Here is a 20,391-nt window from a genome sequence, read left to right as displayed (position 1 = left end):
ATCCCTCCAAATCCCGCAATGCTTCAAACCGGATCAAAGGCGTGCAGACGGAACTCAAAACAGCAAGGCAACCCTCGAACGCTTCACGGCGACTTCCAATAGACGTTCAAGGCGGCCAGCCGTTCTTCAGCCGCCCTCAGCGCCTGTTCGGCGCCGGCGCCATCGCGGGCGACAATCAGGGCAGCGAGAATCTCCGCGGCCGCAAGCGCCGGCACGACGCTTTGAAAGCAGGATTGCGAGCTTGCGGTCACGATCAGGCTTTCGCTTGCCAGGCGCGCCAGAGGAGAGACGCTGCTATCGGTGACGGCCACCACGGCGACACCGCGACGCTGCGCCTGCTGCGCGATTTCGACCGTCGCACGCGCATAGGGTTTAAGCGCGAATGCAAGCATCGCATCTTCCGGTCCCGCATCGCCGAGCAACTCGATCCCCGTTCCACCTATTCCATCGAGCAACGCGACCTGCCTGCCCGTCATGACAAGCGTGCTGGCGAAATGATGAGCCACGGCGTGCTCCCGCCGAAAGCCGAGGCTGAAAAGCCGCCGCGCGCTCGCCAGCCTGTCGGCGGCGGCCAGCAACTGCCTCGCATTGACATAGTCGCCCAATGCCGCGACCTGGGCGGCAAGCGTGTCCGCCACCCTTCCGACGGTGGAATAGTTGCTTTCTTCTCCGTCGGGATAGTCGTGCAGGACGTCCGCATGACCCGACAGGCGCGACTCCCGCAACGCTTCGGCATAAAGGGCGCGCATCTCCTCGTAGCCGTTCAGCCCAAGCCATCTCGCCAGGCGCATCATGGTGCTATGCGACACGCCCGCCTGCCCCGCCTGCTCGCGCATCGACATCAACGCCACGTCGTCGGGATGATCAAGCACGAAACGCGCCGCGACTTTCAGTTGCGGCGGCAGCGTCTCAAAACGCTCGATAAGCAGTTCCGTCAAAGGTCCTCGTTCCATCTCAAAAGCCCCAAAATGCCCCACCGAACAACCTAACCTCCCACAGGTCGGAATGCAACACTTGGAATTCTTTTACCATGTACATTCCAAATGGACTTTCATTCTCGAATTCGTTACCGTAGGCTGCATTGCGAACGCTGGGGAGTGAGCGCTCCCGGGCATTCATGAACGGACTGTGTTGTAGGAGCAGGCGATGTCAGAACTACCAGGAATCACCCCCGGCTCGAACGAGGGCAATCTCGACAAGATGATCAAGCATCAGGAAAAGATGTTTGCGCTGAGCATCAAGTCCGAGATGGCAAAGTCGCAGCATGACGTGAACATGAGCATCTCGCGGAAAATGGGCGAAGCCGGCCAGAAAGCCTAAGCTCCGCATCAAAATTGCGGATGTGCCGTCGGCTTGCGCGACGGCACATCCTTGATCCCACCGGTTCATGCGCGCTCGCCGAGCTGTGCCCGAGGTTTGTCCTGGGAGGCTGTGACCAATGGCTGCGGAACTGACGAGACTACTGGCCAGGCTGCCCGAAACGGCGACCCTTCGCCGAGTTTCGCGACAATTGGGCGGATTTCGCGACAAGGCGGCAGCACGAGCGACGGCGGCATTGATCCCCCGCGCGGAAACCACCGCGCCCATAGCTTTCGACGTCGTCGGCGGCCTTCATTCGGGGGCCAGGGCGCAGCTCGATGCGCGCGTGGCGACCATCGGGTCCAATACAGAATCGGACATCGTGCTGATCGACGACGGCGTCGTGGCCGACCATGCGAGATTGCTTTTCCGGCACGACCGGGTCGACATAGAGGCGATTGGCGGACCGGTGCGTCTTGCGAACGGCGATCTCGTTCCACACGGCCAGGGCCGCCGGTGCAAACTGCCGATCGAGCTCGCTCTGGGGAATGCGCGGGTAAGGCTTGCCAACCCGGCGGGTATCACCGTCGACGCCAAACCCTCCAATCGCCCGATCATGGTCGCTGCCGGCCTGTTCGTGGCGGTTTTCGCCCTGTCGATCGCGTCCAACACATTGTCGCGGGCCGCGCCCGACACCAATGAGCAGCGGGCCGATACAGGCGGTGTCTTCGCGCTGGCTGGCACGGCGCCGCCGCAAGCGACGCTCGCGAGCCGGACTGGCTCATCCGCGGTCGAGCAGGCGCGCGGGGAGCTTGAGGGTCAGTTGCAGCAAGTCGGGATCGGCGGACTCGGCATCGACGTCGCGGACGACCGCATCGTCGTATCGGGGACCATCCCCAGAGCGCAGAGCGCGGCGTGGACTGCCGCGCAATCGTGGTTCGACCGGACACATGGCCAGAAAATCCTTCTCGTCTCCAATGTGATGGTCGGCGACAGCAACACCGTGGCCCCGCGCCTTGCCCTGCAGGCGATCTGGTACGGCGAGCGACCCTACATCATCACGGCGGATGGCGCGCGCTATCACGAGGGTTCGTTCGTCAACGGAGGCTGGATCATCGAAGAGATCGGCGAGCAGAAGCTCGTGCTTTCGAAGGACAATTCCACGATCGCACTGAACTATCGATGACACGCCGTGTGGATGCACCCCGGATCGATGCTCCCAAGCCGAGTCCGACCGGCCAGGGCATCGAGAGCCTTCTTTCGGCCCGGAGGCGCACGCATGCGAACGCCGTGGAACGTCAGTCCGGCCGGATACGCCACTCGGATGGAACATCCGCTTCGGCGATATCCCAACATCAGACGTCCTACTCAGCCGGGGCGGCGCCGCGCCGATCCATCAACGACATGCTGTTCGACTTCATCTCGCCGGACATTCCCGATCCGGCAATCCTGCGTGAATCGGCTTCGATACTGCAGCACTGCGTAACCAATCTCGTGCCCACCCTCGAGGGTGGCGAGCAGCTTCGGGATTTCGCGACCGCATTGATGGAGGAGGAGATTGAGCGTCATCAAGACCTGAAGGCCAGGTTGGGGGAAGGACGCCGGTTCTGACCGAGGCACGCGACACGGTACAGCTTCTCCACCTGCTGGGCTATCTCTACGGATGCCACGGCCAAGCGAAGCGCGGCGTGGCCTATCTGCTGATCGCGATTCAGTTGTCACCGGACAACCCACGCATTCTGCGCACGCTAGCGCATCTTCTCATTCTCGACCGGCAGGCAGACAGAGCCCTCACCACCATCTCCCGGCTGGAGCGACTGGAAGGTGCCGATCATCCCGCGCTTGCCTTGATGAAGAGCCGGGCGCTGCTCGTAGCCGGCGAGGCGGAGGAAGCACGCCGCTCTTTCCGCAGCTTTCTTACCTTGCGTGAACATGTCGACCCTGTCTGAGCGGATATTACCGCTTCTTGCGAAATGCGCGCGCCGTAGCGATCTTGTCATCGCGACCCTGATGCTGGTCGCCGTCGTGATGATGTTGATTCCGTTGCCGACGGAGCTGGTCGATCTGCTGATCACGATGAACATCGCGATCAGTGTGCTGATCCTTCTGTCGGCGATCTATGTCACCCATCCGCTGGAATTCTCCTCGCTGCCCTCGGTGATCCTGATCGCCACTCTATTTCGCCTGGCGATCACGATCACCACAACGCGGCTGATCCTTCTGCAGGCGGACGCCGGCGAAATCGTCACCGCCTTCGGCACTTTCGTTGTCGGGGGAAGCATCGCCGTGGGGCTGGTCGTCTTTTTCATCATCACGGTGGCTCAGTTCGTGGTGATCGCGAAGGGCTCCGAGCGGGTCGCGGAGGTGGCCGCGCGCTTCACCCTGGACGCGTTGCCCGGCAAACAGATGAGCATCGACGCCGAACTGCGCAACGGAGATATCGACCAGGCCGAGGCGCGGCGGCAGCGCAAGCAACTCGAGCGTGAAAGCCAGCTGTTTGGTGCCATGGACGGTGCGATGAAATTCGTGAAGGGCGATGTCATCGCCGGCATCGTCATCATACTGGTCAATCTGATTGGCGGCTTTGCAGTCGGCACCCTTCAGCATGGAATGTCGATCGGCGAGGCCGCAGCGACCTATTCCCTGCTGACCGTCGGCGACGGGCTGGTTGCGCAGATCCCCGCCCTTCTGACGGCCATAGCATCGGGAACCTTGATCACCCGCGTGGCCGGCATCGACGAACGTGGAGACCTCGGAGAGCAGATTTCCAGCCAGCTCTTGCGCGATACCCGCGTTCTCACCCTCGCATCGGTGATCCTGATAGGCCTCAGCCTCGTTCCCGGCTTCCCCACGCTCATCTTCCTGATGCTGGGCGCGATTCTCGGGGCCGGAGCATATGGCGTTCATCGGAACACGAAGAAGCAGGAAGGTGAGCAGAGCTCTGCCGCGATCTCGCGGGAGGGGGAAATCGAGGGGGAAATCGTATCGCAGGCGCAGTTCTCGGCCTCTCCGCCGGCCACCTCGATCCTGGTGCGGCTCGGCGCGGATGTGGGCCAAACCGCCTCCGTGGAGGAGCTTCGGGCGAATGGCGAGCGCATACGCGGCGAACTTCTCTCCGATCTCGGCATGGATGTCCCCACAATCGGCGTCCATGTGGATTCTGGACTGGACGCGCGCCGCGCGCGCATAGATCTCGAAGGCGCCCCTATCGTCACCATCGACATTCCCGCCGACCGCATGCTGGCCATCGGAGATCCGGAGCATCTGGACCTGCTCGGCATCGCCTATGAAGAAACCGGCGATCCTCGTGGTCGGCGGAAGGCAGCGTGGGTGGAGACCAGCCATGTTGTCACTTTGTCGGAAGCCGGCATCGATTTCCTCCAGCCCGCGGACATCGTCGCCCATGCGCTCGAACGGGCGCTGCGCGCTTACGCCAGCCATTTCGTCGGTATTCAGGAGACGAAGAAATTGCTGTCACAGCTGGAGGCGGAATACGCCGATCTTCTGAGGGAAGCCCAGGAGGCCGTGCCGCTCCAGAAGATTGCCGAGATCCTGCGGCGGCTGGTCGCCGAGAACATACCCATCCGCAATCTGCGCATCGTCCTTGAATCGATTGCGCAATGGGGTCGGCGCGAGGACGACCCCGCAGTGCTCGCCGAATATGTACGCACCGCGCTGAAACGGCAGATCAGCTTCAGGGCGGCCGACCGCAACAACATCATCGCGGCCTATATCGTGCGACCTTCAACGGAAGAGGCGCTGCGGGGCGCACTCCAGTCATCGCCGTCCGGCACTTTCCTGAGTCTTCCCGACGAAGACGTCCAGTCCATCGTCGGTCAGATAGAGCAGGCATTGTCGGAAACTTCCGCCGACACCGATCCGGTCGTCCTGACATCGATGGATTTGCGCCGTCATCTGCGGACCCTGCTTCTGCAGCGAGGCATCGACTTGCCGGTGCTTTCCTTCCAGGAACTGGCGCCGGAATTCAACGTGCAGCCGCTTGCGACCATCACTCTTCGCAAAGATGAATTTCGCAGGCGGGAACCTTTGTCCGTTGCAGGGCCGCAGGACGATTCCAGGCTCGGTCGGTGACGCAAAAACAATGCATACAATACGCTTTGAAGAGGGGATGGGATGAGCATTCGGGGTGTCATCTGCGTGTCGGACCAACGGTTTCGAAGAGGCCGGTCGCTGATCGCGCCGTTTCTGGTGATCGCGCTTCTTGGCCTGGCGCTTCTTGCCGGCTCCGGCGCGTCATCGGCGCAGACATTTTCAGCTTCCTCCGGGCAGACGAGCACCGATCTCAATGTCGGACAGGGACGCCTGTTGCGTTTCAACGAGCCGGTCGAATCCGTTCTGATCGCCGACACGACTGTGGCTGATCTCCAGATCGTCTCCTCCGACATGGTCTATGTCTTCGGCCTCAAACCGGGCGTGACCAACCTCATTGCAATCACCGCGGACCAGCGCATCGAAGCCTCGATGCAATTTCGCGTCAGCGTCGACAACAGTCCTGCCCGCGACGCCAACCGCAAGCTGCAACCTGAATCCGCGGTCGATCTGTCGATCTTCGGAAATCGCATCGTGGCCACGGGGCACGTGCGAAGCGTAGAGGAGGCGGTCGACGTCGACAATGTCGCGCGCACCTATTCCCCGCCCGAACATGCGCCCCTCAACAACACGGCGATTGCCGGATCGCAGCAGGTCAATATCAGGGTGCGCTTCGCGGAAGTCTCCCGCTCCGAGCTGCTTTCCTATGGCCTCGACTGGAGTGCGTCCGTTACCCAGGGCGATTTCAGCTTCGGGATGTTCAAGCGGGGAGGTACGGGCGAGCCCAACCTCGGCTTCGGCATCAAGTCCAACAATGTCGACATAGAGGTTTTTCTGGAGGCGCTGCAGCGCAACGGGATCGTCAAGATACTTGCCGAGCCCAACCTCACCGCTGTCACCGGCAGCACCGCCAGCTTCCTGGCCGGCGGCGAGATTCCGATTCCCATTCCGCAAGGCAACCAGACGGTCACCGTCGAGTACAAGCCCTTCGGCGTCTCGCTCGGCTTCACGCCCACGCTGATCAGCGACGATCGTATCGCGCTCAATGTGCAGCCGGAAGTGAGCTCGCTTTCCGACGGCGGCAGCGTCAATGTCAGCGGCTTCAGCCTTCCCTCCTTCGTGGTGCGGCGTGCCGACACGACGGTAGAGGTGGCGAGCGGTCAGACATTCGCGATCGCCGGCCTGTTCCAGCAGCGGTTCGCCCGCAATCTGGAGAAATTCCCGATCCTCGGCGACGTTCCGATTTTAGGCGCCCTCTTCCAGTCACAGCGATTCCAAAAGGAGGAGACGGAGCTGGTCATCCTGATCACGCCTTATCTCGTCAGACCCGTCAGTTCCCGCAGCATGGCAACGCCCATGGACCGCCCCGCGGCGCAGCCCAGGCCCAAAAAGACGTCCGGAATGGGGATGATTGTCAAATGAAGCAGCACGGTTTCATCCGCCCCTCGATCCGCTTGCAGGTGATGGCTGCCTTGTCGATCGCCGCGCTTGCCGGCTGCGCCGGAAAGATTCAGGACTATTCTCCCGACTACAGCTACGTCGCAACGGACGCGTCCACCGGCGGCGCAAAAGGCGTCAGCGGCGCGATGCTCGTGCCCAATGCCTGCCTTGGCGAGCCGGCGGACAATCCCCCCTCACCTGCCGCCACTGACATGACCTTCGTTCCCGAGCTCGGACCCCACTTGGCCCCAGGCTGCGCCAACGCCTACAATCTGCAGCTCATGGTCGAGAACGAACGCGACCTGGTGGAGGGCCGGACGCTCGGCCCGGCGCCGGCGGCGCCAACCGCCCGTGCCGCGCGCCGCTACATCCATGGCGAGGAACAATCCCTCGGCGGCGCCCATGACGCCGAAGCGGTGCCCAATCCGTTGGATGCTCAGCCCGACTAGCGATTTAAGATTTTGGGGTTTTCCCTCAAATCGGACTCAGCGCTTTTTATTTGAAAGTCGGCGATGGATGATGAAGTCCGCAAGCGAGAAGCGCTTTCGCGGCGATCGTGGGCACGCCGGCCACAGGCGCCGAACCGCCGCCACTTCCAGGAAAATATATCAGTTGCGCGGTACCAGCATCGTGGCCTTACCGGCAACGGGCGTGCGGCCATCAGGCTGCCGGATCTCGACCGTGCCCTCCACCTCCAGCCACGGCTCGCCATCGGGACCTTCCACCTCATCGACGCGGATAATGGTGCCTGTGGTCACCGAATCCTGCCCGCAGGTGACGAAGTCCCGGATCTTGAAGGGCCCAAGCCGCTTCACCCGCCCGCGGGGTCCCGACCATTGAAGCAGCAGCCGCTCGAACAGGGTGAAGCACAGCATCACATCGGCGAAGGCGGCGGGCGCGCCGGCTTGCCGAGCGGCCTCGTTGTCGCTGTGGCTGAGCGCGAAATCGCGATTCGCGCCCGCGATCATGATCAGGCGGTGGAGGGAGAGGTGCAGCGTACTGGTGCCGAAGGAAGCGCCGGGCACGATCTCGTCGACGCGCGTTGGCTCAACCATTGGCAACGTCCTCTCCGTGCCCGTGCGGCATGTAGCGGTAGACGGTGCAGCGCTCCACCGCGATCGTTTTGCCGTGCTGATTGGTGAAGTTGATCTCGAAGTCGATGAAATCGCCCGAGCCGACCTTTGTGTTTTTCGGCGTCACCCGCGCGATCCGGTACTCGGAGTGGATGATGTCGCCAAGCTGCAGGGGTTCGAAGAATTCGAGTCCGACCTCGCTGGTCACCATCTCGCCGCCAGGAAGAGAAAGTTCGCCCCATGCGAAGGGCGGCCACATGCCGGGCTCAATGGTCGGGTCGCCGGGCTTCCAGTAAGCGCCCATCGCCATGGTGAGCAGCATGGACCACGGGGCGATGATGTCGTTGTGACCCGCCTCGCGCGCCTGAGCACGGTCGTGGAAGAGTGGAGATTCCAGTTCGTGTGCCTCGACGTAGCGACGGATGCCCACTTCGGAAACCGGCTCGGCGCCTACCTTACGGGCAAAAACCGCGCCCACCAATGGCTGCAGATCGACAATCATGCCGCTATCTCCTCAACACGGTCAGGATCAGGGTTCGATCCCGCGTCTCGGCATGCGTCGGAAACCGGCGGGAAGCCGATCACGAACGCCTTCCCTAGCCCTCCGCGCGCTTGGCCGGGTGATGGTTCACCCAAGTCCAGCGGCCTCCCGTTATTTCCTCGATGGTGATCCCCTCCACCGGATCGCCATAATCCTCCAGCGGCTCGACCAATTGGATCAGACAACCGAAAGCCGTGCGCGGGCTGACATAGGCTTCGCGCCATTCCGCATTCTCGAAATCCGCATCGACGACACGGTGGCCGGCCTCCGACAGGCGCTGCGCCACCGCACGGACATCCTTCACCACGAATGTCAGGTGATGGATGCCAGGGCCCTCGCGCTCCATGAAACGACCGATGGGGTGATCACCAGCGGGCACCAGAAGCTCGATCTTGCCGCCACCGGGAAATTGTACATGCGTGCTCGTCAACACACCATCAGGTGTCGTACCGCCCGCGACGAGTTTCCCGCCTAGGCAATCCGCGAACAATGCGGTTGCCGCAGCCAGATCCGGGACCGCGATGCCGATATGATCGAGATTCGGTGCGGCGACGCGCACCTGCTCGTCCGGATCGGCGCCGATGCCCAACTCCCATGCCGCCTCGGCCACAAGCGCCTCGATGCGCTCCGCAAAGCGGACGACGATATCGGTAGCCTCGAGCTTCGCGGCCGCCTGCGAGAGCCGCTGCGCGCCCAACCGCAGGTTCTGGAGATGTGCGGCGACATCCTCGAGCGAGGCAACGGAATCACGGGTTTCTTCGCTCATCGCCGCACCGCCCTTTCATCGCGCCACCGCTGCGCCTTGAACTGGACCTCGCCGATCGAACCTTTCTCTATCAGCACGACGTCCATCTTGACCCCGACCTTCTCCTTGAGCTTTCGCGAAAGTCCCGAGGCGAATTCATCTGGCCTCTCGACCGAATCGGCGAGTTCGACGCGCAGTTCGATCGCCTCGCGGCCGCCCGTATCGGTATAGATGCGGCCGGAATAGTCGCTCACCGGCCCACCGATCACGATCTCGTCCACGGCGCTCGGCCAGATGTTCATGCCGCGCATCTTGATCATGTCGTCGACACGCGTGATCGAGCCCGCCTCATAGGCGGAGAACGGCCGCTGCACGGCCCCGGATGGTTCCAGAAGGCGCACGCGATCGCCCATGCGGAAGCGGATGCAGGGCAAGCCGTATGTGCGCAGCGTGGTGACGACGATCTCGCCATACTCGCCAGCGGACACAGGCGTGTCGGTGCCCGGTTCGAGCACCTCGATGTAACAGCGATGGTCGATCCCGTAGAGCCGACCTCGGCGCGGCGTACCATCGGGCCCGATCTCGACGGCGCCCGACCCGGCGCTTGCCATCGCGACGCCGAGCGTCTGCGTGGCGCCCCAGCCTTCCGCGATCTGCGCACCCCAGAACGCCATGGTTTCGGCTGCCCATTCCAGCCCGTAGGCTTCACCCGAAACGAAGATAGCGCGCAGTTCCGGCAGGTCCTTCGCCGGCGTTCGGCCCGCTTCGCGCGCGGCGATCGTCAAGCGGTGCACATAAGAAGGAGTGGCGACCAGGCCCGCGCACCGGAACCTGTAGAGCTGCTCAAGCCGTTCGGTGGTGTCCGCCGCGAATGCGTTGATCGGCACGACGCCGGCAGCCTCGCACGACCCCTGGAAATAGGGGCCGGCCATGGTCTGTGAATAGGGCATGGTCAGCATGACGCGGTCGCCGGGGCGCATCCCAGCCCAGATGAATTCGTAGCCGCCACCTGTGCCAATCGCAGCGAGGTCGTGCTGCGTGCGCGTGTGAACCTCGCGTCCCACGCCACTGGTGCCGCTGGTCAGATGGACCTGTCGCGCACGTGGATCGAAGCCGGCGTCCGGATGCTCCGACTGGAAAGCAAGGAAGTCCCGCTTCGTCACAGACGGCACCGCTGCGCGGAATTCGGCCAGGGTGGAAAGCCGCGCCGGGTCGAAGTCGGCACGCGCATAGTACCATTTGTAGAAAGGTACGTCGCGGGCGGCGGCCTTCAATTGGCCGAGCACGGCGCGTTCGACGAAAGCGTCGAGCGCGTCGCGTGGCATGGTTTCAAAAAAGGGATTCACGAAGTGCGATCCCTTGCCAGTCATCGCACCAGTCATCACCGCTACCTGTCGAGGGTCTGTGCGGACGAGATCACCGGGATATTCGCATCCGGCGCCACCATCGTGAGCCGCCGCGAAGCCGCACGGGCAAGCGACAGAACCAGCGCGCCATCTTCGGCGCGGAGTCTCGTAGTCATAAAAAATCTCCTCCCGTCATTGGCCGCCAGTATCGATAGGTCATTCTCAATACAGTATATAATTCTCTATAGAGAATCTCTAGCGGCATGTCGAATTCGCGAAGCAAGTTTGTGCGTCCAGAGGCGCAGCCCTCATTTGAACAGCCCATGTGGTGGCGAATGCCAACTGCGAAACGCAAGATGCGGCGAAGCGAGGCGGCACTTTCGTGATCCTATCCCGGCCCTAGATCCCGGCCTTAGCTCTGGAACGTCGGCCAGTGCGCCAGAAGGGTTTTCCCATTCGGCAGACGCATCCGGTGTTCTGCTCGCATGATCTCGTGATAGTCGCCGACCGGTGTGAAATAGAGGAAAGCGAGGGCCCGCTCCGCGAACTTCCACTGTCCACCGTGCCTGACATACCGGTCGTGATATCGTATCGCGGCCATGTTCTGCCCCGTCGGGCCGGATGTCTCGGCATGCGCGCAGACCAGCCCTGTCGCATGATCCGGATCGTCGCCAAATTCGATCACGTGGTCGTGGTTGACGTGAAAGCTCGGTCCCGTCGGTTCGATCCTGCTCTTCAGGAGAGCCGCGACCTTCTCGCCGCCGATGGTGACGTCTGGGGAATCCTTCCAAGAATAGCGTGCATCGGGCGCCCATAGCGTCGCCAGCGCCGAAAAATCATGGTCATCGACATGCTTGCTGTAGAGCGCGACCAAGACGCGTATCTCCTCGCGATCCTCCAGACGCCTTAGTCGCGTTGCGATCTCCTTGTCCGTCATGTTTCCTCCCCTTGCTCCGCTGCGGCCATTTGCACCGCAATTCCAATATTCCATATAAAGAATATCATTCTTCCATGAGAAAACAAGTTGCGGCGAGTTTCCACCGGTTGTAGAAACGTCGAACGGAACGCCCGGGAGGGGCGGCGGCGCCGTTGAGCAGCTCCGGCGGCCTTGATCTGGAGGAAGGACATGGGCGTCACCAGCGGCGAAGAGTTTGACTATGTGATTGTCGGCGGCGGTTCGGCGGGTGCGATCCTCGCCGCGCGCCTTTCGGAAAAGCCGGAAGTGTCGGTCTGCCTGATCGAGGCGGGCCCCCGGGACAAGAACCCGTTCATCCACATTCCGGCAGGCTTCATCAAGGTGATCTTCGATCCGGGCCTGACCTGGGGATACGAAACCGAACCCGGCCCTCACATCGACAATCGCAAGCTGCCGGTGATCCAGGGAAAGCTGCTCGGGGGGTCCGGCTCGATCAACGGCATGGTGTGGGTGCGCGGCCAGCGCGATGATTTCGACGACTGGGCGGCCGCTGGCAACGAAGGCTGGTCGTATGACGACATCTTACCCTACTACCGCAAGCTTGAACGGCGCATCGGCGAGGGCGAGGCGGAATTTCGCGGCCGCGCAGGCGGCATCCCGGTCATGGACCTGTCGTGGAAGAACAAGCTTGTCGATGCCTTCATGGCGGGAGCGCAGGAGATCGGCATCCCCTACAATGCCGACTATAACGGTCGCGATCAGGCAGGCGTGGGCCGCTACCAGTACAATATCGATCGCGGCAAGCGATATAGCGCCGCAAAAGCCTACCTCAAACCGGCGGCTGGGCGTCGCAATCTCGAGGTGCGCACCGATGCGCTCGCAACCCGTATCGTATTCGAAGGCAGGAAGGCCGTAGGCCTCGAATACCGCAAGACGGGCGACTCGACGACGAGGACCGTGCGCGCGCGACGCGAGGTCATTCTTTGCGGCGGTGCGGTCAACTCGCCGAAGCTGCTGATGCTCTCGGGCGTCGGCCCATCCACCGTCCTGAACGATGCCGGAGTGCCCGTGGTGCATGAGCTCGCGGGGCTGGGCCAGAACTATATGGATCACTATACCCCTCGGCTCACCTACCGTGCGAAGAACGCCGTTTCGATCAACGGCCTTGCTTCGGGCCCGCGTCTCCTCGGTCAGATGCTCCGCTGGGGCTTGGGCATGCCCAGCATCCTTGGCATGGGCGTAGTCCTCGGCGCGGCGTTCTGGAAGACGCGGCCGGAGCTCAACCGCCCGAACATCGTGGTGACGTTCACCCCAGGCACCTTCAAGCAGGGTTTCCTCGGCCGTCTCGACGATTTCCCCGGCATGACCACCGGTGTCTGGCAGCTAAGGCCCGACAGCCGCGGCTGGATGAAGATCGTCTCGTCGGATCCGATGGCCAAACCATCGATCCAGCCGAACTTCCTGGCGGAAGAAAGCGACCGCCGCACGGCGGTGGAAGCGCTCAGAATAGCGCGCAAGATCATGGCCACGCCGCAGATGGCGGCGCTGACCGAAACGGAGACGATGCCCGGCATCGAGACGGACAGCGACGAGGAACTGCTTGCCTATACCCGTAGCCAGGGTCTTTGCGGGTACCATGCGAGCGGCACCGCCCGCATGGGCCGCGCCGACGATCCAATGGCCGTCGTCGACAGCGGGTTGCGGGTGCACGGCATGGATGGTCTGCGTATCGTCGATGCGTCGGTGATGCCCATTGTCGTGTCCGGCAACACCAACGCCGCGACGATGATGATCGCCGAGAAGACCGCCGACATGATCCGCGCCGGATAGCAGTGGCAAGGAGGAAACATCATGAACGTCAAGGCGGCAGCCACGCAGTTCAGCCTTCCGCAAGCCGGGCTGGTCATCGGCGGAAACCTGCTGCGGCAGTCTTCCGGCGGAACGCATATTCACATTAATCCCGCCACCGGAGAGCAGCAGGCAGAAGTGCCGATCGCAGGCGCCAGGGAGGTGAAAGCCGCGATCGACGCCGCTGCGAAAGCCTTGCCCGGCTGGCGCTCTACGTCGCCGGCCATTCGCCGCGACCTGCTCTTCAAACTCTCCGATCTCGTGCTGCGCGAGACGGAACGTTTCGCATGGATTGGTGCAAAGGAGGTCGGCACGCCCATCAAGTCCGTGCGCGCCATCCCCGGCAAGTTCGCCGCCTGGACCAAATATGCGGCGGGCTGGGCGGACAAGATGGAAGGCCGGGTAGTCTCCACCTTCCAGGACGACAACGTCTTCGACTACACGATCTGCGAGCCCTTCGGCGTCATCGGCATGATCGTAACGTGGAACGGGCCACTGATGGGCCTGGCCATGAAGGTCGGCCCTGCGCTGGCCGCCGGCAACACCGTCGTCATCAAACCACCGGAGTTCACGCCCTTTACGGCCGCCCTGCTGCTGCAGCTTGCGGAAGAGGCAGGCATTCCGGAAGGCGTGCTGAACCTGGTTACCGGAGGTGCGGAGGCCGGCGAGGCGCTGGTGCTGGATGACCGTGTGGCGAAGGTCGCCTTCACCGGCGGCGGTCACACCGCTTCCCGCATCGCCGCTGCGATCGCTCCCCAGTCGAAGCCCGCCCTCTACGAACTCGGCGGCAAGTCGGCGAACCTTGTCTTCGCCGACGCGGACATGGATGTGGCGGTGCGCCATTCGGCTCGCCAGCCGCTTTTCCTAAGCGGCCAGGGCTGCGTTCTACCGACCCGACTGCTGGTTGAGCAAAGCATCGCCGAGGTCTTTCTCGACAAGGTCATGGCGGAGGTTGCTTCGCTGAAGATGGGCGATCCGATGGACGAGGAGACCGACCTCGGTCCGGTCGTGCATTTCCAGGCCCAGTCGCGACTCCTGTCCACCATTGCAAAGGCGAAGTCGGACGGCGACGGCGAGTTGCTGATGGGCGGCGGCAAGCCGAGGCATCTGGAGAACGGCGCCTTCGTCGAGGCAACCGTATTCGCCAACGTGAAGCCCGAAAGCTCACTCGGCCAGAACGAGTGCTTCGGCCCGGTCATCTCGGTGATCCCCTTCCGAAACGAGGACGAGGCTGTCGAGATCGCCAACGCTACCAGGTTCGGGCTCGGTGCTTACATCCATTCGGCCAATCTACCGCGCACGCTGAATCTCGTTCACCGACTGCATTCGGGCAACGTCATCGTCAACGGCGCGGCGACCGCGCGCGAGAACGCTCCCTTCGGCGGACTTGGCCTCAGCGGCTACGGCCGCGAGGGCGGACGCGACGGGCTGGCGGAATACATCCGCATCAAGAACGTGGCGATCGCCAAGACTTGACGGGTCCGCAATATGGCGCAGGAGCGACAGGGCGGCTCGACGGCCGCCCTTTTTCTTTTTATGTCGAACGTTTGACGCATGCCGGTGCGTCGCTCGGACGCGTCTTGAGCAAGCCGAAGAACGACTGCAAAAAAAGAAGCGGCCCGGGGGCCGCTCCAGGTCAGTCGTGGGAGGACTGCAAACCTTAATTCTGCTCGGCCACTGTCTTCCAACGCAGGGCGCGGTCAGTGATCTTCGTGATGATCCAGTCGACGATCAGCGCCACGACCAACAGGCCGGCGATCGCCGCGAACGATCCGGAAGCCGAGAACTGGCTGGCCGAGCGGGACAGCAGGAAGCCCATTCCCTGGTCCGACGCCAGCATCTCCGCTACGACGACACCCACCAGTGCATACGGGACCGAGATCTTGAGGCCGGCCGCGACCCACACCAGCGCGGAGGGGATGATCACCCGCGTCATCACCTGGAGCCGCGATGCACCCATGATGCGCACGGCGGAGATCAGCTCGCGACTCACTTCGCGCACACCGAAATAAGTGTTGTAGTAGACTAGGAAGAACACGATCGTCGCGGCGAAGACGATACGGAACTCGATGCCGAGACCGAACCAAAGCAGGAAGAGCGGCGCCAGCGCCAAGCGCGGGAGCGTGTAGAAGGCGGTCACGATCGGCTGCAATATATCGCCGAGCCTGCGCCACGAGCCGGTCAGGAAACCGACGATCATCCCGGCGCCAGCACCGAAGGTGAAGCCGAAGAAGGTCGCCTGTATGGTGACCCACAAGTTTGTCATGTAGGTGCCATCCATCAGCCAGCGCTGCATCATGGCGCCGATTTCACTTGGTTTGCTAACCATCAGCTTAGGCACCCAACGATCAGAGGCGTATTCCCACAGGAGCAGGAAGCCGCCGATCAGCAATACCTGCAACGCAAGATTCTCCAGCCGGTAGCGGGCGGGACTCTTTCGCACCGGAGCGGGTCTCGTGAGGCCGCGGGGCTTCGCCCGGGTCGATTGTGCCAACTCTTTGTCAGACTCGACCTTGGTCATCATGTTCATGGCGGGCCTGCCTTCCTGGGTTTGGGCCATCATGACGTCACGAATGCGCAGCGCGCAGCAGGTCGCGCAGCCGCGTCTCGAGCGCGGTGTATTCGGGGTCCTTACGGATCTGGTCGAGATCCCGATCCTTGCCCCACTTGATATGAATTTCCTCCATCACCTTGAGCGGCTTGCCGCCGAGCACGATGATGCGGTCGGCGAGCAGGATGCTTTCGGCGATATCGTGCGTGACGAAGAGCACGCCTTCGCCGGTGCGTCCGACCGTGTCGAGCAATTCCTGATGCATCGTCTCGCGCATCTGTGCATCGAGCGCGCCGAAGGGCTCGTCCATCAGCAGCATCGGTGGATCATAGATGATCGATCGGGCAAGCAGGGCACGGCGTTTCATGCCGCCGGAAAGTTCGGATGGAAACTTGTCGCGGGCGTCCCATAAATTCACCAGCCTGAGTGCGCGCTCGATCTTCTGCTGACGCTCAGCCTTCGGAAAATTTCTGAGTTCGAGCGGTAGCGCGATGTTGTTGGTCACGGTCATCCAGGGCAACAGCGTGTCGCCTTGGGTCATGTAGCCGGCATTTCGGTTGAGCCCCTTGAGCTCCTTGCCCTCGAAATCAACTTCGCCGGAAAGCGGATCGAGCAGGCCGGCCGCGAGGTTCAGCAATGTGGACTTCCCGCAGCCGCTTGGACCCAGCAGCGCGACGAACTCGCCGTCTTGCACCTCGAGATCGAAGCCTTCGAGGATCGGCGCCTCGCCGTGATACCGGAAATATATGTCGCGCAATTCGAGCAACATGCTGAATCCTCCCGAAATTGTCATGCGGCACGGCCTTCCTCAACGACACCGCGCCGTACACCTCTATAGTAATTACTCGGCCCTGGCCGCAGGAATGACGATAGCCTCGAAACTGGCAGCCTCGTAGTTCTTGCCGGTGCCTTTCACCTGCATGTCCAATGACTGCTGCCAGGCGGCTGCAGTCGTCTTGGCGCCGTCGAGATATGCCTGGCGCGCCATGTTGAACCCATCGTCCCACAACGCCTGATCGAGGTTGGGGAAGAACGCATCCTTGAACACTTTGGACGTACGTTCCGGTTCGGTCTTCAATTGCTGGATGGCGTCGGCGTAGGATTTGTGGAGACGCTCGACCAGATCCTGATTGGCATCAACCCAGTCGGCCCGCGCATAGACGGTGACATAAGGGAGCGTCTTGAACTCGTCGATGTCGCCGCGCGCCATGCTGATCCAGCGCACGCCGGAATCATCCATGAGCAGCGGAGCCAACGAGCCGATCGTCCACAACGCGCCATCGATCTGGCCGGCGCGAATGGATTCGATCATGGCCGTTACGTCACCGAGCGTGCGGTAACGCACGTCGTCCATGGTGAAGCCGCCCTTTTCGAGCGTGGCCGCGAGCGTCAGGTAATGCGCGGTACCGGGCGCCGCGGTGACGAGGTTGAGGCCCTTCAAAGCCTTGATTCGCTCCTCGACGGGCGCATCCGGAGACACGCCGGAAGCCTCGGCGGCCTTCTTGGAGATGAATATCTCATTGATGGGTCCCGTGACGACGGCGACCGCCTTGAGCTTGGCGCCCTCGGCTATGGCGTCGGTGCCGGTCGGTGTACCCACCTGGCACAGCTCCACCGATTCCGAGAGCAGCGCCGCGATACAGTTCGCGGACTGCCCGTTCAGATTGGTAACCTCGATGCGGATGCCGTTATTCCCGAAGATGGAGGGATCGGCCATGCTGAGCGGCAGCGGGCCATGTGCCACGGAGGTCGAAGCAGTGGCAATGCGAACAAGATCCTCGGCGGTCGCCGAGGTCGCATACCCCGCGGAGGCGACCACGAAAGCCGCAGCGATGCCATAACCGATCGAAGCATATTTCATTGTTTTTTCCTCCTCACGAGCAACCGTTGCGCCATGAACCCCAAGGCTCGACGAGTCTTGGCGCATACCGATGCGAACACGCGCAGGCCATGCCCACGCTTCTCCCAAGAGGACCATATCAAAACGAATTCCGAAGGCAAGCTTCTTTCTCGATAGAAAATATCATTCTCTATCTAATAAGATTTTCCAAGCCGCCGGCCGGGAACCATGCTTCGCATGTTGTCTGGACATCTTGACAGAACGTATATCAACATGTCTAGCTTGCGGCGCACCTCAAGGCACCTGTCCGACTGGCTTCAAGGGATTGTATATGAGCGGCTTGGGACTCGACCTCTCAGACTTAGCGGTGGACCATTCGGCGCTTCTAGAGCGCCCGTTCGGCGAACTCATGTCGCAGGCTCGGGAGCTGCGGGCGGCTGGTCATGGCGCTTCCGTCTCTTTTTCACCGAAGGTGTTCCTGCCGCTGACGCAACTTTGCCGTGACGTATGCGGCTACTGCACCTTCGCGCATCCCCCGCACGCGGGTATGCGCGCGTTCATGTCTATTGAAAAAGTACTGGAGGTCGCTCGCGCCGGGGCCGCCGCGGGCTGTACCGAAGCGCTCTTTACGTTGGGCGAAATGCCCGAGCAGCGCTATCGTGTCGCGCGCGAGGAACTGGCGGAACTCGGATGTGCCACCACGATCGACTATTTGATCGAGGTCGCGCGCCGCGTCGTCGCGGAGACCGGCCTGCTGCCACATATCAATGCCGGCATCATGTCGGGGGAGGAGATGGCGCGCTTGCGCGACGTCAGCGTTTCGCAAGGCCTGATGCTGGAGAGCACGTCATCGCGCTTGCTGGAGCGCGGCGGGCCGCATTTCGGCTCGAAGGGAAAGCATCCGCGGGTCCGGATCGAGATGATGGAGGAGGCCGGACGCCTCGCCATTCCCTTCACCACCGGTATCCTCGTCGGTATAGGCGAGACGCGTGAGGACAGGATCGAGAGCCTGCTCGCCATTCGCGCGCTGCAGGAGCGTCACGGCCACATACAGGAAGTGATCGTCCAGAATTTCCAGCCCAAGCCCTACACCCGCATGGCCAACCATCCTGCGCTGCCGATGGACGAAATGCTGTGGACGGTCGCCGTGGCGCGCATCGTGCTTGGGCCGCGGATGAACATCCAGGCACCGCCCAATCTCAGCTTCGACGACTTCCCACGCCTGTTGGAGGCTGGCATCAACGACTGGGGCGGCGTATCGCCGGTCACGCCGGACCATGTGAACCCGGAAGCGGCGTGGCCGACGTTGGAAAAGTTACGCATCGCAACCGAACGATCAGGCGCGGCGCTCATTGCCCGACTGCCGATCTATCCTTCCTATCTGGCAAAGCGGCAGCACTGGCTGACGCCGGCCATGCAGACCGCCGCGCTCCAGCATTCGGATGCGGAGGGCTGGGCACGCGCCGATCCATGGTCCCCAGGAACCCTGGTCTCACCGAAGCGCCCTACCCCGGCCATCACGCGTTTGGCGAGAAGCGGCATCGAGGCATCGATCGACAGGGCGATGGCGGGTGAGCGGCTGCACGAGACGGAAATCGCGAGGCTGTTCGCGGCGCGAGCCGGCGACTTCGACGTCGTGGTGGCCGCGGCCGACGTCCTGCGGCGCAAGGTGAGCGGCGACAAGGTTCGCTACGTCGTCAACCGCAACATCAACTATACCAATGTCTGCACCTATAAATGCAGCTTCTGCGCCTTTTCCAAGGGCAAGGGGGCCGAGCACCTGCGGGGCAAGCCGTACGCGGTGAGCCTGGAAGAAGTGTCGCGGCGGGCGGCGGAGGCCTGGGAGCGCGGCGCCACCGAGGTCTGCATGCAGGGCGGTATCCATCCTGCTTTCACCGGTCAGGCATATCTCGACCTGTTGGCGGCCGCCAAGCGTGGCGCGCCCACCATCCATGTCCATGCCTTTTCCCCGCTGGAGGTCGCGCATGGAGCAGCGACGCTCGGCATCACGCTCGATCGTTTTCTCGGCAGGCTTCGTGACGCTGGCCTCGGCTCGCTTCCCGGTACGGCCGCCGAGATTCTGGACGACGAGGCCCGACGCATCCTGTGCCCGGACAAGCTGGATTCTGCGAAGTGGCTGGATGTCGTGGAGGCCGCGCATCGCACCGGCTTGCCCACCACCTCAACCATCATGTTTGGTCACATGGACACGCATCGGCAATGGGCGCGCCATTTGCTGTCGCTGCGAGACTTGCAGGAACGCACCGGCGGCATCACGGAGTTCGTGCCACTGCCTTTCGTGCACATGGAAGCGCCACTTTATTTCAAGGGGCAGGCGCGCAAGGGCCCCACCTTCCGCGAGACGATGCTCATGCATGCCGTGGCTCGGCTGGTGCTCAATCCGCTGATCGGCAACATTCAGGTCTCGTGGGTGAAGCTCGGCGCGGAAGGCGTGCTCGCCTGCCTCGGAGCCGGTGCCAACGATCTGGGCGGCACACTGATGAACGAAAGCATCTCGCGTGCGGCCGGCACCCAACACGGTCAGGAGCTGCCGCCGGAGGCGATGGACACCCTGATCGCGCGCGCGCATCGACGGGCCGAACAGCGCACGACGCTATACGGTAAGCCGGCGGCCGGGCAGGTTGCCGCCTCCTACGAGGCCGAGCAACTTGCGCCTCTGGTCATGGGCCCGATTGGGAAGAAACGCACGGCCGCTACGGCCGAAATCGCATAGGAAAAATA

Annotated in this window: 20 protein-coding genes; 10 read left to right on the top strand and 10 right to left on the bottom strand. The window is 62.6% G+C overall.

Features of this window, described 5'->3' with window-relative positions; genetic code table 11:
* Positions 1–83 precede the first annotated feature (83 nt).
* Positions 84–938, bottom strand: a complete 855-nt coding sequence (locus XW59_RS24155; protein WP_246666196.1) for a MurR/RpiR family transcriptional regulator — start codon at positions 936–938, stop codon at positions 84–86.
* 208 nt (positions 939–1,146) lie between these two features.
* On the opposite strand from XW59_RS24155, the gene XW59_RS29420 reads away from it, so the two are divergent.
* The 7 genes from XW59_RS29420 to XW59_RS24125 all read left to right on the top strand — a co-directional run bounded on the left by XW59_RS29420 (position 1,147) and on the right by XW59_RS24125 (position 7,238).
* On the top strand, positions 1,147–1,320 hold the full coding sequence (locus XW59_RS29420) for a hypothetical protein (RefSeq protein WP_170990210.1): 174 nt from the start codon (positions 1,147–1,149) through the stop codon (positions 1,318–1,320).
* Between the two features lie 118 nt (positions 1,321–1,438).
* On the top strand, positions 1,439–2,485 hold the full coding sequence (locus tag XW59_RS24150) for an EscD/YscD/HrpQ family type III secretion system periplasmic domain-containing protein (protein WP_082137785.1): 1,047 nt from the start codon (positions 1,439–1,441) through the stop codon (positions 2,483–2,485).
* Positions 2,486–2,703: 218 nt separating this feature from the next.
* Positions 2,704–2,910, top strand: a complete 207-nt coding sequence (locus tag XW59_RS29705) for a hypothetical protein (protein ID WP_246666195.1) — start codon at positions 2,704–2,706, stop codon at positions 2,908–2,910.
* Between the two features lie 77 nt (positions 2,911–2,987).
* Positions 2,988–3,248, top strand: coding sequence for a hypothetical protein (locus tag XW59_RS24140; protein WP_246666194.1), 261 nt, complete (start codon positions 2,988–2,990; stop codon positions 3,246–3,248).
* Positions 3,232–5,391, top strand: coding sequence for a type III secretion system export apparatus subunit SctV (sctV, locus tag XW59_RS24135; RefSeq protein WP_047148240.1), 2,160 nt, complete (start codon positions 3,232–3,234; stop codon positions 5,389–5,391). Before XW59_RS24140 ends, sctV begins: the two co-directional genes overlap by 17 nt.
* A 42-nt stretch (positions 5,392–5,433) precedes the next feature.
* Positions 5,434–6,771: a type II and III secretion system protein family protein gene (locus XW59_RS24130; RefSeq protein ID WP_052958464.1), complete on the top strand. Its 1,338-nt coding sequence runs from the start codon at positions 5,434–5,436 to the stop codon at positions 6,769–6,771.
* On the top strand, positions 6,768–7,238 hold the full coding sequence (locus XW59_RS24125; RefSeq protein ID WP_047148239.1) for a hypothetical protein: 471 nt from the start codon (positions 6,768–6,770) through the stop codon (positions 7,236–7,238). The genes XW59_RS24130 and XW59_RS24125 overlap by 4 nt, the downstream gene beginning before the upstream one ends.
* Before the next feature lie 159 nt (positions 7,239–7,397).
* Here XW59_RS24125 and XW59_RS24120 read toward each other — a convergent pair whose 3' ends face one another.
* From XW59_RS24120 to XW59_RS24100, 6 genes are all read right to left on the bottom strand, one after another.
* Positions 7,398–7,844 (bottom strand): hypothetical protein, encoded by a 447-nt coding sequence (locus XW59_RS24120; RefSeq protein WP_052958460.1) that lies wholly within the window; start codon positions 7,842–7,844, stop codon positions 7,398–7,400.
* A complete protein-coding gene (locus XW59_RS24115) occupies positions 7,837–8,364 on the bottom strand; it encodes a MaoC family dehydratase N-terminal domain-containing protein (RefSeq protein ID WP_047148238.1) in 528 nt (175 codons plus the stop codon). The genes XW59_RS24120 and XW59_RS24115 overlap by 8 nt, the downstream gene beginning before the upstream one ends.
* Before the next feature lie 94 nt (positions 8,365–8,458).
* Positions 8,459–9,169, bottom strand: coding sequence for a VOC family protein (locus tag XW59_RS24110; protein WP_052958459.1), 711 nt, complete (start codon positions 9,167–9,169; stop codon positions 8,459–8,461).
* Positions 9,166–10,494 carry an AMP-binding protein gene (locus tag XW59_RS24105; RefSeq protein WP_170990209.1) on the bottom strand — a complete coding sequence of 443 codons (1,329 nt, stop codon included), beginning with the start codon at positions 10,492–10,494 and terminating at the stop codon, positions 9,166–9,168. Before XW59_RS24105 ends, XW59_RS24110 begins: the two co-directional genes overlap by 4 nt.
* A gap of 41 nt (positions 10,495–10,535) precedes the next feature.
* On the bottom strand, positions 10,536–10,670 hold the full coding sequence (locus XW59_RS29830) for a hypothetical protein (protein ID WP_281406248.1): 135 nt from the start codon (positions 10,668–10,670) through the stop codon (positions 10,536–10,538).
* A gap of 236 nt (positions 10,671–10,906) precedes the next feature.
* Entirely contained in the window at positions 10,907–11,431 is a 525-nt protein-coding gene (locus XW59_RS24100) for a nuclear transport factor 2 family protein (RefSeq protein WP_052958456.1), read from the bottom strand.
* Positions 11,432–11,620: 189 nt separating this feature from the next.
* Between XW59_RS24100 and XW59_RS24095 the strand changes: the two genes are divergently transcribed.
* Complete coding sequence (locus XW59_RS24095) at positions 11,621–13,240, top strand: GMC family oxidoreductase N-terminal domain-containing protein (RefSeq protein ID WP_047148237.1); 1,620 nt, start codon at positions 11,621–11,623, stop codon at positions 13,238–13,240.
* 21 nt (positions 13,241–13,261) lie between these two features.
* Positions 13,262–14,734 (top strand): aldehyde dehydrogenase family protein, encoded by a 1,473-nt coding sequence (locus XW59_RS24090; RefSeq protein ID WP_047148236.1) that lies wholly within the window; start codon positions 13,262–13,264, stop codon positions 14,732–14,734.
* A 184-nt stretch (positions 14,735–14,918) separates the two neighbouring features.
* Here XW59_RS24090 and XW59_RS24085 read toward each other — a convergent pair whose 3' ends face one another.
* The 3 genes from XW59_RS24085 to XW59_RS24075 form a co-directional block, all read right to left on the bottom strand.
* Positions 14,919–15,788: an ABC transporter permease gene (locus XW59_RS24085; protein WP_047148281.1), complete on the bottom strand. Its 870-nt coding sequence runs from the start codon at positions 15,786–15,788 to the stop codon at positions 14,919–14,921.
* Between the two features lie 37 nt (positions 15,789–15,825).
* Entirely contained in the window at positions 15,826–16,578 is a 753-nt protein-coding gene (locus XW59_RS24080; RefSeq protein WP_047148235.1) for an ABC transporter ATP-binding protein, read from the bottom strand.
* A 72-nt stretch (positions 16,579–16,650) separates the two neighbouring features.
* Entirely contained in the window at positions 16,651–17,787 is a 1,137-nt protein-coding gene (locus tag XW59_RS24075) for an ABC transporter substrate-binding protein (RefSeq protein WP_082137782.1), read from the bottom strand.
* On the opposite strand from XW59_RS24075, the gene cofH reads away from it, so the two are divergent.
* Positions 17,741–20,383: a 5-amino-6-(D-ribitylamino)uracil--L-tyrosine 4-hydroxyphenyl transferase CofH gene (gene cofH / locus XW59_RS24070; protein WP_348639331.1), complete on the top strand. Its 2,643-nt coding sequence runs from the start codon at positions 17,741–17,743 to the stop codon at positions 20,381–20,383. The two genes, XW59_RS24075 and cofH, sit on opposite strands and share 47 nt — an antisense overlap.
* Positions 20,384–20,391 lie beyond the last annotated feature (8 nt).

This window comes from Aquamicrobium sp. LC103, from assembly GCF_001014615.2.
In the GTDB taxonomy this organism is placed as follows: domain Bacteria; phylum Pseudomonadota; class Alphaproteobacteria; order Rhizobiales; family Rhizobiaceae; genus LBCQ02.
Note: the sequence above shows the minus strand (reverse complement) of the source record. Positions and strands in the feature narration are given on the sequence as shown.